The organism is Streptomyces coffeae (assembly GCF_016741875.1).
GTDB lineage: Bacteria > Actinomycetota > Actinomycetes > Streptomycetales > Streptomycetaceae > Streptomyces > Streptomyces coffeae.
Map to the genome: position 1 here is coordinate 66252 of NZ_JAERRF010000025.1, position 15951 is coordinate 82202.

9 protein-coding genes are annotated in these 15951 nt (G+C 71.5%); 4 read left to right on the forward strand and 5 right to left on the reverse strand.

Features of this window, described 5'->3' with window-relative positions:
• From JK363_RS31660 to JK363_RS31680, 5 genes are all read right to left on the reverse strand, one after another.
• Complete coding sequence (locus tag JK363_RS31660) at positions 1-819, reverse strand: family 1 encapsulin nanocompartment shell protein (protein ID WP_201880504.1); 819 nt, start codon at positions 817-819, stop codon at positions 1-3.
• Positions 800-1903, reverse strand: a complete 1104-nt coding sequence (locus tag JK363_RS31665; RefSeq protein ID WP_201880507.1) for a Dyp-type peroxidase — start codon at positions 1901-1903, stop codon at positions 800-802. Before JK363_RS31665 ends, JK363_RS31660 begins: the two co-directional genes overlap by 20 nt.
• Positions 1904-2073: 170 nt before the next feature.
• On the reverse strand, positions 2074-8469 hold the full coding sequence (locus JK363_RS31670) for a type I polyketide synthase (RefSeq protein ID WP_201880510.1): 6396 nt from the start codon (positions 8467-8469) through the stop codon (positions 2074-2076).
• Positions 8470-8586: 117 nt separating this feature from the next.
• Entirely contained in the window at positions 8587-9903 is a 1317-nt protein-coding gene (locus JK363_RS31675) for a beta-ketoacyl synthase N-terminal-like domain-containing protein (protein WP_201880512.1), read from the reverse strand.
• A gap of 52 nt (positions 9904-9955) precedes the next feature.
• Positions 9956-10165: a DUF5988 family protein gene (locus tag JK363_RS31680; protein WP_201880514.1), complete on the reverse strand. Its 210-nt coding sequence runs from the start codon at positions 10163-10165 to the stop codon at positions 9956-9958.
• 427 nt (positions 10166-10592) lie between these two features.
• On the opposite strand from JK363_RS31680, the gene JK363_RS31685 reads away from it, so the two are divergent.
• The 4 genes from JK363_RS31685 (at position 10593) to JK363_RS31700 (ending at position 15941) form a co-directional block, all read left to right on the forward strand.
• Positions 10593-11084 carry an Lrp/AsnC family transcriptional regulator gene (locus JK363_RS31685; protein ID WP_201880516.1) on the forward strand — a complete coding sequence of 164 codons (492 nt, stop codon included), beginning with the start codon at positions 10593-10595 and terminating at the stop codon, positions 11082-11084.
• A gap of 131 nt (positions 11085-11215) precedes the next feature.
• Positions 11216-12025 carry a dimethylargininase gene (gene ddaH, locus JK363_RS31690; RefSeq protein WP_201880520.1) on the forward strand — a complete coding sequence of 270 codons (810 nt, stop codon included), beginning with the start codon at positions 11216-11218 and terminating at the stop codon, positions 12023-12025.
• On the forward strand, positions 12025-13269 hold the full coding sequence (gene rocD / locus JK363_RS31695) for an ornithine--oxo-acid transaminase (RefSeq protein WP_201880523.1): 1245 nt from the start codon (positions 12025-12027) through the stop codon (positions 13267-13269). The genes ddaH and rocD overlap by 1 nt, the downstream gene beginning before the upstream one ends.
• Before the next feature lie 377 nt (positions 13270-13646).
• On the forward strand, positions 13647-15941 hold the full coding sequence (locus JK363_RS31700) for a chorismate-binding protein (protein WP_201880525.1): 2295 nt from the start codon (positions 13647-13649) through the stop codon (positions 15939-15941).
• The last annotated feature ends 10 nt before the right edge of the window (positions 15942-15951 follow it).

Here is a 15951-nt window from a genome sequence, read left to right on the forward strand (position 1 = left end):
TCACTTACGCCTTCTGCCGGGTGCGGGCGCAAGCGCCACCGCGGCCTCGCTCGTGTACATCAGAAAGGTCAGCGTCTCCTGGAAGTACAGCCGGATCCGGTTCTCGTCGTGGGAGAGATACCCGATGGACACGTCCTGGCCGATGTGGAGTGCGAAGTCGCCGCCCCGGGTGGACAGCAGAAAGGCTCCGTCGATGGCGGGTGCCCAGATGATGTCGCCGTCCAGCACCCGGTCGATGTGCTTGTGGATCGGATAGCCGTGGTCGGAGGTCTCGTTCACGGCGGTGTACGCCTCGGCGCTCAGCGCGAGGGTGTACGCGCCGTCGACACCGGCCAGCCGCAGGGTGGTCACCGCCTGGCTGATGGCGTTGGGGTAGTCGCGGACCTCCGCAGGCAGGATCAGCTCGGGGTTGGAGCTGCTGCGCCGGATTCCGGTGATGCCCGCCGCGGGGTATCCCTCGAAGACCGCCCGGTCCTCGGCGAACGCGATCTTGCGTGCGGCGTCCTTGACCGGCTGCCAGTCCGCGTCCTTGGCACCGCGTTCGACGGAGTCGACCTGACGGCGGTCGACCGTGAAGGGGACCCGCAGTTCGACGACCGGCTCGGACCTGCGGGTGTGCGCGACCACGCCCTTGGCCGGTGGATCGATGGCCGTCAGATGCCCGGTGCCCACCGCCGCCAGCTCCAGGCCCGCCGGTTCGGGCACATCGACGATCCGGCGGCCCGCCAGATGGCGTGTGAAGGTGCGCCGCGCCTCCTCCTCCAGATCCGCCCATGCCGCGTCGGAGACGGGCGCCAGTTCACGGTGCAGGTTCTTCATCGCGGGCGCTCCTCTTCACATCGCCGATCCCCAGGGAACCGTCGTGTGCCGGTGTGCCGGACGGTGCGGTGAACCGGATCCCGGGAAGCGGTGGCGCCGTGTCGTCCGTGTCGGCGGTGGACTCGGCGGCAGCGGCGGGCGGATCGGGCAGGTCCTCCAGGAAGTCGGCGCTGGGCACGAAGAACAGCGTGCCGGTCATGGCCGTGGAGAAGTCCAGGATCCGGTCGTGGGTGGCCTGAGGGCTGCCCAGGAACATGTTCTCCAGCATCCGTTCGGTGACGGAGGGCGTGCGGGCGTAGCCGATGAAGTAGGTGCCGAACTCGCCCTGTCCGGCGCTGCCGAAGGGCATGTTGTCGCGGAGGATCTGTCGCTCGGTGCCATCGGGATCGACGATGGTGGTCAGGGCGACATGCGAGTCGTCCGGCTTGACCGCGTCGTCCAGTTCGATGTCGGACAGTTTGGTCCGCCCGATCACCTTCTCCTGGGCCTCGACCGGAGTTGCGTTCCACGCCCGCAGATCGTGCAGGTACTTCTGCACGATCACATAACTGCCGCCCGCGAACTCCGCGTCCTCGTCGCCGATGAGAACCGCCGCGCTCGCCGCGGGTCCCTCCGGGTTCTCGGTGCCGTCCACGAAGCCCAGCAGATCGCGTACGTCGAAATACTTGAAGCCGTGGGTCTCGTCGCGGACGGTGACCACCCCGCGCAGCCGGTCCATGATCTCGGTGGCCAGCCCGAAGCACAGGTCGAGCCGGGTGGCCCGGATGTGGAAGAGCAGATCGCCGGGGGTGGACACGGCGCGGTGGCGGGCACCGACCAGTTCGCGCAACGGATGCAGTTCGGCCGGGCGCGGCCCGTCGAACAACCGGTCCCACACATCGGATCCGATGCCGACGACGCAACTCAGCGCGCCGTTGGGGGCACGGAAGCCGACCGCCCGCTGGAGCGCGGGGACATCGGAGAGCAGATCACGGGTGCCGGGTTCGCCGCCCGGGTCGACGGTCACCACCAGGAAGATGGCCGCGCTGGTCAGCGGAGACAGCACCGGCTGCGGGATCACCTCCCGCGGGGCGGGAGAGGTCATCGCGCGCCACCTCCTCCCGTCCGGTGCACCGGCCACCCTCGATTGTCCCCCGGGGCCGGAGGTGTCGCATCCGAGGACCGGACGGCCGTGGTTGAAGGGCCCGCGGCCGGTTACGGCACACCCTCCGCACCCCGGCCACAGACCCTTCCCTCAGCGCCCCGACCCACCGGTCAGCCCGTGGCGCCGAGCGGCGGGCCCTCCTCGGCGAGCGGGCCGGACGCCCCCACTCCGGCGTCCGGTTCCAGGCCCATGTGCCGGGCGAGCCCGGCGGCGAGGGCCGCGACGGTCGGGTGCTGCCAGACGAAGTTCCCCGCCAGTTTGACGCTCAGCCCCGACTCCAGCCGAACCCGCAGCTCCATGGCGAGCAGGGAGTCGAATCCCAGGGATTTCAGCGGAGTCTGGGGGTCGAGGGTGGTACTGCTCAGCCGGAGCACGGCACGGATGTGCTCGCTGAGATACGCCTCGAGCGCCGCCCGGCGGGCGAGTCCCACCGGGAGGGCGGTGAGCCGGGCGCGGATGTCGTCGGTGCTCTCGGGGGTGGCCGCGGTGTGCTCGTCGTCGGTGGTGAGCCGGGCGAACAGCGACGAGTGGCGCCCGGTGACGGGGATCCAGCTGTCCGGCTCACCGGGGATCACACCGGTCTGCACCCGGCCGTGAGCCAGCAGGGTGCCGAGCGCCCGCAGACCGTCGTCGGTGGGGATCGTCTCGTAGCCGCGGTCGGCGAAGCCGGTGGCGACACCGGTCTCGCCCCACGCGCCCCAGTTGACCGCGAGGGTGGGGGCACCGCGGGCGGTACGCCAGGCGGCGAAGGCGTCCAGCCAGGCGTTGGCGGCCGCGTAGGCGCCCTGACCGGGGTTGCCGAGCAGGGAGGCCATGGAGGAGAACACCGTGAACCAGTCGAGCGGCTGTCCGGCGGTGGCGTGGTGCAGCCGCCAGGCCCCGGTGACCTTCGGTGTCCACACCCGGTGCAGCTGGTCCTCGCGGATGGTGGTGATCGCCGCGTCGTCCAGGACCATGGCGCAGTGGACGACGCCGCGCAGCGGGGCGCCGTTGTCGGCGGTGGCCGCGGCCACCAGCCGGTCGGCCGTCCCGGGGCGGCCGATGTCACCGAGGATCACCGTCACCCGGGTCCCGGCGGCCGACAGCTCGGCGAGGGTCCGGGCGGTGGTGGCGGTCGGCGCGGAACGGCCGTTGAGCACCAGATGGTGTGCGCCCTGGGCGGCCAGCCAGCTCGCGGTGGCAAGGCCGAGACCGCGCAGCCCGCCGGTGATGATGTAGGTGCCGTCCTCGCGGACCGGGAGCGGACCGTCGGGCAGCACGGCCCGGATCTCGCCATCCTGCGGGACGGTCAGCACCAGTTTGCCGATATGGCGGGCGCCCGCCATCCGCCGGAAGGCGTCGGTGGCCTCGGCGAGCGGGAACGCCGTGCAGCGCAGCGGCTTCAGCCGGCCGGCGGTGAACTCGGCCAGCACCTCGCGCAGCAGGGTGGCCATCACCGCGGGCCGGGCGGCCTGGAGTTCCCTGAGGTCCACCGTGCTGAAGGTGATGTTGTGCTGGAGGGGGGACAGTCCGAGCGGGGCGTCGGAGAGGATGTCGCGGACGCCGAGTTCGAGGAAGCGGCCGAAGGGGCGCAGACATTCCAGTCCGGCGCGGATGGCCGCCCCGGACAGCGAGTTGAGGACGATGTCCACCCCTTCGCCGCCGGTGGCCTCCTTCACCTCGTCCCGGAAGTCCAGCGACCGGGAGTCCATCACCTGGGCGATCCCCATGCCGCGCAGATACCGCCGCTTCTCCTCGCTGCCCGCGGTGGCCAGCACCTCGGCGCCGAGCAGCCTGGCCACGGCGATGGCCGCGAGTCCGGTGCCACCGGTGGCCGAGTGGATCAGCACCCGCTCCCCCGCGGTGAGGCGGCCGATGTGGCGCAGTGCGTACCAGGCAGTGAGGAACGCGATGGGCAGCCCGGCCGCGGTGGCCGGATCCAGGCCCTCGGGGATCGGTCCGGCGCAGTCGGCGGGGACGATGACGAACGAGCCGAAGGCGCCACCGCGGACGTCGACCGCGACCACCCGGTCGCCGGTGCGCGGATGGTCCACACCGGGGCCGACCGCGGTGACCTCGCCCGCGCATTCGAAACCGATCCGGTAGCGGATGTCGTCCGCGTCGCCGGGGAGCAGACCCATGCTGGTGAGCACGTCACGGAAGTTCAGGCCCGCGGCGAGGACGCGCAGTTCCACCTCGCCCGGGCCCGGCGGTCGGCGCCGGGTGGCGGCGAGCTCCAGGGTTCCCAGGTCGCCGAGGCGCCCGGCGCGCAGCCGGAAGCCGTCGGTGCCGCCGCGTACGGTGCGGGTGACGGCCTCGGTTCGCTCCTCGTCGGTGACGGGGGCGTAGGCGAGCCGGGCGACGTAGCGGTCGCCGCCGCGCAGGGCGATCTCGTCCTCGGCGGCGTCGGCGAGGAGTTCGGCCACCAGGTCGCCGGTGCCGCCCGTGTCCACCAACGTGGCGCGCAGTTCGGGGTGTTCGTAGGCGAGGACGCGCACCACACCGCGCAGGGCGCTCTGTCCGGGGTCGGCCGGTTCACCGGGTGCCAGGGCACGGGCACCGCGGGTGACGGCGTACAGCCGGGGCGGTTCGGGGATACGGGCGGTGAGGACCTGGGCGGCGGCGAGCAGCCGCCGGGTGCGGGACAGGGCGTCCGCGCCGGGCGCCGCGGCGCCGCCGGGGGTGTCGTGCCCGGCGGGCGGCGGGGCGCACAGCAGCACCACGCCCCGCAGTTCGCCGCCGGAGCCCGCGAGCCGCCCGGTGAGGGCGTCCCGGAAGGCGTCGAGACTCTCGTCGGTCAGGGCGGTGTCCCAGACCCGGGCCTCGGCACCGGCGGAGCGCAGCGCGTAGGCGAGGGTACGGGCGCCGCCGTCGGCCTCGCCGACCACCAGCCACCGTCCGGGCCGCAGGGTGGCGGGCGCGGCGGGCCGTTCGGCACGCTCCCAGCCGACCTCGAGGAACCACCGGTCGACCTCGGCGGCGGTCTTGGGCACGGTCCGGCGGGCCAGCCGCAGTCCGTCGAGGGCCAGCACGGGTCTCCCCTCCGCGTCGAGCAGCCGGATGTGTCCGACGACGCTCTCCGGGGTGGCCTCGGCCATCCGCGCATGGCAGTGGACGGCGGTGGCGGGGTCGCCGAGGACTCGCGCGCTCTGTACCCGTACGGGCAGCACCAGTCCCGGTTCGTCGTCCTCGAGCAGTCCGGCGACGAGGAGTTGGGCGCACAGGTCGACCAGGACGGGGTGGACGCGCAGTCCGTGTCCGGGGGCGCGGGAGGCTTCGGGGAGTTCGATCCGGGCCCAGAAGCTGTTGCCGTAGCGGGAGGCGTGGACCTCGGTGATACCGCTGAACGCCGCGCCGTGTTCCAGACCGCGGGCGCGCATGTTGCGGTACAGGGCGGCGGGTTCGACGGCGATCGGGTGGCGCAGGGCCAGCGTCTGGACGGAGGCGGGGCGCGAGCGCGGCGGTACGGCGAGTCTGCGGAGGACGGCGGTGGCCTGGCGCACCCAGGTGCCGTCCTCACCCCGTCCGTAGATCTCGCACTCGGCGCGGTCGGTGGCGGCCAGGGTCACGGTGGTGCTGAGGTCGGTGCGGTCGGTGAGCCGCAGCAGTTCACGGAAGCGCAGATCGGTGACCTCGACCTCGGTGGCCGCGGTGTCGAAGACCTCGCAGGCGGTGGTGAGGGCGAGGGCGTAGTACGCGGCGCCGGGCAGGACGGGGGTGCCGTGCACCCGGTGGTCGTCCAGCCAGGGCAGTGCCGCGGTGCCGGTGGTGGCGCGCCAGGAGTGGCGGGGCGGCTGTCCGGGCACTTCGGTGTGGACGCCGGGGAGTTCACCGGCCGCGCGGAGTTCCGCGGGTCCGCCGGGGGCGTCGGGGAGGGGGATGTCGGCCCAGTGGTGGGTGCGGTCGAAGGTGATGGGGGGCACGTCGGCGAGCGCGGCACCGGCGTAGAGCCGGGTCCAGTCCACCGGGACACCTGCGCAGTGCAGCGCGGCGAGTTGGGTGCGGAAGGTGGCGGTCTCGTCGGTGTCGCGGCGCAGGGTGGGCAGGACGACCGGGTCGTCGACGAGTCCGGCCAGGCTGCGGGCCACAGGGTGGGTGACCACGGGGTGCGGGGAGATCTCGGTGTAGACCAGGTGGCGGTCGGCCGCGGCGGCGGCCACGGCGGCGGAGAACCGCACCGGGCGCCGCAGATTGGCGCACCAGTAGTCGGCGTCGAAGACGGGGACGGCGTGCGGGTCGTCGAGGACGGTGGTGTAGAAGGGCACCCGTGGCCGCCGGGGTCTCAGATCGGCCAGCGCGGTGCGCAGATCGGCCAGGAGCGGGTCCATCTGCGGGGAGTGCGAGGCGACATCGACGGCGACGAGCGCGGCGGGAACACCGCGGCGTTCCCAGTCGGCAACGAGCCGCTCGACGGTGGCGGTGTCCCCGGCGACGACGGTGGAACCGGGTGCGGCCATCACCGCCACGGTGACGGTGCCTTCGGCAGCGGCGGCCTCGAGCGCGGACTGCGCCTCGGCGGCGGCCAGGCCCACGGTGGCCATGGCGCCCCGTCCCGCGACCCGGGCGAGCAGCGCGGAGCGGCGGCAGATCACGGCCGCGCCGTCGGCGAGGGAGAGCGCTCCGGCCACGACGGCCGCGGCGACCTCGCCCATGGAGTGGCCGATGACACCGGCCGGTTCGACACCATGGGCGCGCCAGGTGGCGGCCAGCGCGGTCTGGAGGGCGAACAGCACCGGCTGCACCCGGGCGCAGCCGGTGACCGGCTCGCCCGCGCGGACGATGTCGAGCACCGAGAACCCGGCCTCGGCCGCGATGAGTTCATCGGCCTCGGTGAGAGCGGCGGCGAAGGCCCGGTCGCGCTCGAGCAGTTGACGTCCCATTCCGGGCCACTGCGAGCCCTGACCGGAGAACACCCACACCGGCCGCCGGGAGACGGCGGCGCTGACGGAACCGGTCACCACATCGGGGTGGGCCTGCCCGGCGGCGAACGCCCTTAAGCCCTGGACGAGTTCACCGCGGGTGCCGGTGATGACGCCGAGACGGCCGCGCCCGCCGGAGCGGCGCAGGGCGAGGGTGTGGGCGATGTCGCGCAGCGGCACCCCGGCTCCGTCGCCCTCCAGCCAGTCGGCCATGCGGTGGGCCGCGGCGGGCAGCGCGGCGGGCGATCCCGCGGGGACGAGGAACACCTGCGGGACGGACCGGGTGGCGAGCCGGGGGCGGGGGGCCTCCTCGGGGGCGGGGGCGGCGGGGGGCTGCTCCAGCAGCACATGGGCGTTGGTGCCGGAGAAGCCGAAGGAGGAGACGGCGGCCAGCCGGGGGCCGGTCCGCACCGGCCAGGGGGTGAGCTCCCGGGGGATGAAGAAGCGGGTGCGGTCGGCGTCGATGGCCGGGTTCCAGCGGGTGAAGTGCAGATTGGGCGGGATCCGGCCGTGGCCCAGGCAGAGGATCGCCTTGATCATGCCGGTGACCCCGGCGGCGGGCTCCAGATGGCCGAGGTTGGTCTTCACCGAGGCCAGGGCGCAGCGGTCGCGGCCGGTTCCGTAGACCTGGGCGAGGCTGGTGAACTCCACCGGGTCGCCGACCGGGGTGCCGGTGCCGTGGGCCTCGACCATCCCCACGTCGGCGGCGTCGATCCCGGCGCGGCGCAGCGCCTCCTGGTACAGGGCGCGCTGGGCGGTGGCGGAGGGCGCGGCGAGCCCGTCGGAGCGGCCGTCCTGGTTGACGGCGGAGCCGCGCAGTACGGCAAGGACCCGGTCCCGGTCCCGTTCGGCGTCCTCGAGGCGTTTGAGGACGACGATGCCGCAGCCCTCACCGCGGACGAAGCCGTCGGCGGCGGCGTCGAAGGCGTGGCAGTGGCCGGTGTGCGAGAGCATGCCCATGCGGACGAACGAACGGGTGGTCCTGGGCTCGAACATGAGCGTCACTCCGCCGGCGAGGGCGAGGTCGCACTCACCCGCGCGCAGGGCCTGGGCCGCGAGGTGTACGGCGACCAGGGAGGAGGAGCAGGCGGTGTCGAGGGCCACACAGGGGCCGTGCAGTCCGAGCAGATAGGAGATCCGTCCGGCGGCGACGCAGTGGGAGTTGGAGAGGGCGGAGCCCTCGTTCACCCCGGGGTGCCGCTCGAGGCGGTCCATGTAGTCGTTGTAGCTGAGGCCGGTGAAGACGCCGGTGGAGGTGCCGCTGAGCCGGTCGGGCGGCATTCCGGCGTGTTCCAGGGCTTCCCAGGCCACTTCGAGGAGCAGCCGGTGCTGGGGGTCGAGGACATCGGCCTCACGGCCGGAGACGCCGAAGAAGTCGGCGTCGAAGCGGGAGACGTCGCGCAGATAGCCGCCATGGGTGGGGAGGCCGATGTGGGCGGACGGTTCGTCCGGCCACAACTCCCGCCGCTCGGCGGGGGGTTCGCCGACCGCGTCGCGGCCTTCGGTCAGCAGATGCCACAGGGCGGCGGGCGAGTCGATGTCACCGGGGAGCCGGCAGCCCATGCCGACGACCGCTATACGGCTGGGTGCGGATATGTCATGACGCATCGGGAACTCCGTGGGGTGGTGCTCGGCCGGGGTGGGGCCGTGTGAGCCGTGGGGAGGGTGGTCCTGTGGGGGAGGTGCCCGTGGGAGTGGTGAGTGGTACGGAGCCGGGTTCCGGACTCAGGTGGCGTCCGGGCTGCCCAGCAGCATCACGTGCTTCACACCACCGATCTGGTAGTTGAAGCTCAGCGCGTAGTCGAAGTCGAGCGGGCGGGTGCGGTGTCCGGGGACGGGGTCGAAGGGGAGGCCGTCCGAGGGCTGTTCGCAGTTGGCGGTGGGGCACACCTCGCCGAGTTCCATCATCATCAGCGTGAGGGCGGCGCCGAGGCAGCCGGCGGGTGAGCCGTGGTGGCCGAAACAGCCCTCCTGGGAGGACATCAGCACGGAGCCGTCCGGGCCGTAGAGCTCCCGGATGGTGCCGGCTTCCATGGCGGTGACGGCGGCGCCGCCGTCGCTCGCGCCGTTGACGTAGGGCACTTGGTCGATCCGCCACCGGTCGCCGAGGCAGGCGCGGACGGCGCGGACGAGCTGGGCGCCGGTGTGGTCGGCGGCGAGGGGGTTGGCGAGGCCGTCGCGGGTCATGGCGGTGGCGAGCACCTGGCCGTAGAGGTGGGCGCCGCGGCGGACGGCGTGGTCCCGGCTCTCCAGGATGACGGTGGCGGCTCCCTCGCCGTGGTTGATGCAGTCCGCCCGCCGGTCGTAGGGGCGCATCAGGGAGTCGAAGGACGGGAGGAGGTCCGGCATACCGGCGGCGTCCATGCTGTCGTAGGCGTGCTGGGCACCGCGCAGCAGCCGCTGTCCCTTCTGTATCAGGCCGAGGTTGAAGACATCGACGCCGGTGACGACGGCGATATCGGTCTCGCCGGTGGCGATCAGCCGGCGGGCGTTGCCGATCTGGACGGCGGCGGAGGAGCAGCCGCAGGAGACGGTGTAGCAGGGGCCGACGGTCCGGGTGAGGGCGCCCTGGACGACGGCCACATCGGAGGGGGACACCGCCTGTTCGGCGGCGACGAACATCTCCAGGGCGTCCAGCGTGGCGGTGCCGTCGGGGTCGACGTTGAGCAGGGAGAGATAGCTGTCCACATTGGCGTCCACGCTGCCGCGGCCGACGAGGATCGCCGATTCGCGCAGATCACCGGCGCGGAAGTCCAGTTCGGCGTCGGCGCATGCCTCCACCAGGGAGACCAGGCCGAGCCGGTGGGCGCCCGTGTAGTGGCGGGAGAAGAACTCCGGGATGTCGGGGAGACGTTGCTCGAACTGTTCGGCGGTGAGGTTCACCGAGCCGTAGTAGATGTCGTGCTGGACGAGTGCGGAGCGGCCGTGTGCGGCGATCTCCCAAACCTGCCCGGCGGTGAAGACGGGTTCCTCACCGCCGGGCAGACAGAAACCCAAGCCGGTGACCACCGCGTCGCGCGCATTTCCGCCGCCTTTCATCATGGCGATCCCTTTCCCTGTAGCAGACCGCGGACGCACCGCTGCGCGGCGGGCCCTACTCTGCTATGAATGTGCGGTGGCACCACCGGTAGACAGGGATCAGCTCACCCTCGAATTCGGCGCACTCGCCCGCGGATTCGAAATGTTCATAACCGTTGCCCCGCTGGATCTTGACCCGCTCCAGCCCCATGACAGCGGGAGCGGCCCATACCTGGGGAGTTCCGGGCGGTCCGCCGACCAGGAGGACAAATGCCGGTTGAGACATGGAGGGACCCTCGGTGGATCAGGAGCAGATCGTCGCTCGGAACGTGTGTGGATTAACTGACGCTACGCCGTCAAGAGGGCCTACCGGTAGGTGGTGTCGAATCACCGAGGCGGCTGCGAATAGTTCGGCACCCTGTTTTGCACGCCCGGCGCCCACCACACGCCACCGAGCGGGAAATGCGGCCCGACCTCTTTCTCACGCCCCCTCTTACGGAAACTTCCTGTAAGCAGACAGAAAACGGACGGAAAAACTCGCGTCTTTGCGGTACCGGTTACGGAACGCCGTTCATCGCGGGCATCTCATCGGCACGTCGTCTTGGCAGTTCATCACCTGTTGTTTCCGGTACGGGTATCATTGGACGGTTTGCGCGCGTGGCAGAGTTCCCTTCCCTGACCCCTTGGCAGTCGACCGCAAAGGATTGCAAAACATGGCAAATCAGTCCGTGCCGTTCGATGACCTGGATCGCAAGATCGTTGCGGCACTGGTCGCGAACGCCAGGGCGAGCTTCACCGAGATCGGAGCCGCGATCGGCCTGTCCGCCTCGGCGGTCAAGCGCCGGGTGGACCGGATGCGGGACAACGACGTGATCACCGGTTTCACCACCACCGTGCGGCCGGCCGCCCTGGGCTGGCGGACGGAGGCGTATGTGGAGGTCTACTGCGACAGCGCGGCGCCGCCCCGGCGGATCGCGGAGGTGGTGCGCGACTATCCGGAGATCATCGCGGCGATGACGGTGACCGGCGGGGCCGACGCCCTGCTGCATGTGATGGCGACCGACGTGGACCATTTCGAGGAGGTGCTGGAGCGCATCCGGGCCGAGCCCTTCATCCGCAAAACGATCAGTTACATGGTGCTGTCACACCTGCTCACGGGCAGTCCGGAGGCCGGTGCGACCCCCGTCACTCCCCCGACGCAATGATCCGGCGCCGACCCGCCGCATCACGCAGCATCGATGCGCCTACACGCAGCTCTCCTTTCTTGTCCCGGGTCTCCTCCGCTTTCTACCTTTGATTCATCCCCGGTCGCCTGCGGAAGCGAGAGGAAACCTCCGTGCCTGATGAGCGCGTGCCGCGCCCCCGGCGCTATCTGACCTGTCCTCCCAGATATTTCGACGTGCGCTATGCCATCAATCCCTGGATGCGCGAGGACGCGGAGGTCGACACCGACCTCGCCCGCTCGCAGTGGGAGACGCTGATCCGCGTCTACCGCGACCACGGCCATCAGGTGGAGACCGTCGAGCCGGTGGCGGGGCTGCCGGACATGGTCTTCGCGGCCAACTCCGCCCTGGTCCTGGAGGGCCGGGTGTTCGGCTCCCGCTTCCACGCCCCGCAGCGGCGCCCGGAGCAGCTGGCCTACGAGACCTGGTTCAAGGCGGCCGGATACGACGTCCACCCGCCGGAGTCGGTGTGCGAGGGCGAGGGCGACCTGGTGCCCGCGGGCCGGTTCATCCTGGCGGGCACCGGTTTCCGCACCACCCGGACCGCCCATCAGGAAGTGCAGGAGTTCTTCGGGGTGCCCACCATCAGCCTGCTGCTGGTGGACCCGTACTTCTACCACCTGGACACCGCGCTGTTCACCCTCGACGACGAGAACATCGCCTACTACCCGGAGGCGTTCTCCCCCGGCAGCCGTGAGGTGCTGGAGCGGCTCTACCCGGACGGGCTGCTCGCCACCCGGGAGGACGCCATGGCCTTCGGGCTCAACTCCGTCTCCGACGGACGCCATGTCTTCGTCGCCCCCCAGGCGACCGGCCTCATCGACCGGCTCACCGAGCGCGGTTACGTCCCCGTCCCCGTCGACCTGTCGGAACTGCACAAGGCCGGCGGGGGCATCAAGTGCTGCACACAGGAGATCCGCTGATGACCGCCCCCACACGTACCGCCCCGCACCACGGCTCCCGTTCCGCGCGGTCGTCGCAGGAGCTGATCCGCGCCGAGGAGTCCTCGCTCGCCCACAACTACCACCCGCTGCCGGTGGTCGTCGCCCGCGCCGAGGGCGTCTGGGTGGAGGACGTCGAGGGCCGCCGCTACCTCGACATGCTGGCGGGATACTCGGCCCTCAACTTCGGCCACCGCCACCCGGAGCTCATCGCCGCCGCCCACCGGCAGCTCGATGAGCTCACCCTCACCTCACGGGCGTTCCACAACGACAAGCTCGCCGGGTTCGCCGAGGACCTGGCGGAGCTGACCGGCCTGGACATGGTGCTGCCGATGAACACCGGCGCCGAAGCGGTGGAGAGCGCCATCAAGGTGGCCCGCAAGTGGGCGTACGAGGTCAAGGGCGTGGCCCGGGACCAGGCCACCATCGTGGTGGCGGCGGACAACTTCCACGGCCGGACGACCACGATCGTCAGCTTCTCCAGCGACCCCACCGCCCGCGAGGGGTTCGGCCCGTTCGCGCCCGGCTTCCGGGTCGTGCCCTACAACGACCTCGCCGCCATGGAGGCGGCGATCGACGAGACCACGGCCGCCGTGCTGATCGAGCCCATCCAGGGCGAGGCGGGCGTGCTCATCCCCGACGACGGCTATCTGCGCGGGGTGCGTGAACTCACCCGGCGGACCGGGGTGCTGTTCATCGCCGACGAGATCCAGTCGGGTCTGGGGCGCACCGGCACCACGCTCGCCGTCGACCACGAGTCGGTGCGGCCCGATGTGCTGACGCTCGGCAAGGCCCTCGGCGGCGGTATCGTCCCGGTCTCCGCGGTGGTCGCCGACCGTGAGGTGCTCGGGGTGCTGCGCCCCGGTGAGCACGGTTCGACGTTCGGCGGCAATCCGCTGTCCGCGGCGGTCGGCACGGCCGTGGTGGACCTGCTGCGCACGGGCGAGTTCCAGCGCCGCGCGGCCGAGCTGGGCGAGGTGCTGAAGGACGGTCTGGCGGCGCTCAGCGGCAAGGGCGTCGTGGGGTACCGCTGCCGCGGGCTGTGGGCGGGTGTCGATGTGGACCCCGCGCTGGGCACCGGCCGCGAGGTGAGCGAACGCCTCATGGGCGAGGGGATCCTGGTCAAGGACACCCATGGTTCGACGATCCGGCTTGCTCCGCCGCTGACCATCACCCGCGAGGAACTCCAGACGTCGCTCGCCGCCCTGGAGAAGGTGCTCGGCTGACCGACCCCGCACCACCGACAGCGCTCAAGCGCCGGGCCGCATTCAGTGTTATACGGCCCGGCGCTTCGTTGTGTTCACCTTCCGGCGGAGTTTTTTCCCGCGCTCTCCGGACAGGCAACCGGAACCTAAGATAACGCCCAGGTCACGGCCACCTGTCTGGGATTTTATGTACGTTGTTGAGCATTCCATCGGTGCCAACCATCCGTTGTGGAACACTTCTTTTCGTCTTCACCGGCCGACCTGCTGGAAAGCCGGAAGCCCTCGCGGGTCGAACGCGGTGGAGAGGTCCCCGCCCTCGGCATCAGGCGAGCGGCCGTTGGGGCGCCTGTCCGGGGAGAGCGATGTCCGGACGGCTGGAATGCGAGGAGGCAATCCGGATGGAATCGCTGAGGACGCTCCTCATCGATAATTATGACTCGTACACGTACAACCTCTTTCATCTGCTGACCGAGGTCAACGGCGAGGAACCGGAGGTGCTTCTCAACGACGCACCGGAATGCGCGGCCATCGACCTTGCGGAGTTCGACAACATCGTGGTGTCCCCCGGCCCGGGTCATCCGGCCGACGGCCGGGACTTCGGCGCCACCACCCGGCTGATCGACCGCTCCTCCATCCCCGTGCTGGGAGTGGGCCTCGGCCACCAGGGCATCGCGCTCGGCGCGCAGGCGCGGGTGGTGCCCGCACCACAGCCCCGGCACGGACATCTGTCCCGTATCAGCCACGGAGGCCGCGGACTGTTCCGCGGCCTTCCACCGGATTTCACGGCCGTCCGCTCCCATTCGCTGTGTGTGGCCGAGCCGTTGCCGCTGGGTCTCCAGGGCATCGCCTGGTCCGAGGACGGCGTGCTGATGGGGCTGCGGCACCGCGCCCGTCCGCTGTGGGGCGTGCAGTTCCATCCGGAGTCGGTGCTCACCGGATTCGGCTACCGCATGCTGGTCAATTTCCGCGATCTGACCGTCGAACACGCCAACGGGGAATCGGTCACCTCCATCACCGATCCCCGTCGCGCCCGCCCGGCGGGCGTACCGGCCCCCGGGCCGGCACCGGAGCGGACCCCACCGCCCGCGGCGAGCGCTCCCGCCCGAAGGGCACCGGCGACCGCCCGCAAGGCCCCGGCGACCGCCCCCAGCACGGACCAGGAGCCGGTCCCGGAGCGCCACTACCGGCTGCACGCCCGGTGGCTGGCCGACGCCACCGACACCGAGGCGGCCTTCACCCGGCTGTACGCGGACGCCCCGGGCGCGTTCTGGCTGGACAGCGCCCGCACCGAGTCCGGTGAGGCACGCTTCTCCTTCCTCGGCGACAGCCGGGGCCCGCTGGCCGAGTTCGTCCGCTACGACGTCACCCGGGGCGTCTGCGAGATCGAGCGGACGGGGCGGCCCGGCGCCCGGTTCGAGGGAAGTGTCTTCGACTATCTGGACCGGGAACTGGCCCGCCGTCAGGTCAGCGCACCCGATCTCCCCTTCGACTTCACCGGCGGCTACGTCGGGTACTTCGGCTATGAACTCAAGGCCGACTGCGGCTCCTCCAACCGCCACCGGGCCACCACCCCGGACGCCTGCTGGCTGTTCGCCGACCGGTTCGTCGCGGTCGACCACCAGGAGGGCGTCACCTATGTGTGCGCGCTCGCCGAAGACACCCCCGACGGCCACCAGGGGGCGAAGGACTGGCTGGACGCGACCGTCACCGTGCTCACCGGAGTGCCGGCACCCGCCGGACCGGTCCCCCAGCCGCCACCGCTCACCTCCACCACCGCCGTGGAACCCTGGCTGGTCCGGGACCGCGAGAGCCATGCGGCCGCGGTCGGGGCCGCGCTGCGCGAACTGCGCGCCGGGGTGAGCTACGAGATCTGCCTGACCGACTCCGCCTGGCTGCCCGCGCCCAGCGACTCCTACACCTTCTACCGGGCGCTGCGCCGGTCCGATCCGGCGCCGTACGCCGCCTATCTGCGGTTCGGCGGTACGGATGTGGCCTGTGCCTCCCCCGAGCGCTTTCTGCGCGTCACCCCCGACGGTCTCGCCGAGGCCAAGCCGGTCAAGGGCACCATCGGCCGCGGCCGGGACGCCGAACAGGACGCGCGGGCCCTGGCGGCCCTGGGCACCAGCCCCAAACCCCGCGCCGAGAACCTGATGATCGTGGACCTGCTCCGCAGCGACCTCGGCAGGGTCAGCCAGCCGGGCAGTGTGTATGTGCCGCGGCTGATGAACACCGAGTCCTACGCCACCGTGCACCATCTGGTCTCCACGGTGCGCGGGCGGCTGCGCCGGGGCACCTCCGCGGTCGACTGCGTACGGTCCTGCTTCCCGGCCGGTTCCATGACCGGCGCCCCCAAGCCACGCACCCTGGAGATCATCGACACCCTGGAGACCGAGGCCCGCGGAGTCTACTCCGGGGCCATCGGCTTCCTCAGCTGCAATGGCGCGGCCGACCTCAACGTGGTCATCCGCACGGCCGTGTTCACCGGTGGCCGGATGCACATCGGCGCGGGCGGCTCCGTCGTCGTCGGCTCCGATCCGGCCGAGGAGTACGAGGAGATGCTGCTCAAGACGGCCGCCACGATGCGCGCCCACGACGCCGTGCGGTCAGGGTCGTACGCAGCCCGCGACGGTCTGCTCGTGGGGAGCACAGCCACCTCCGCGGCAGCCACCTCCGCGTCCGGCTTCGAAGGTTGAGGACCTGGAT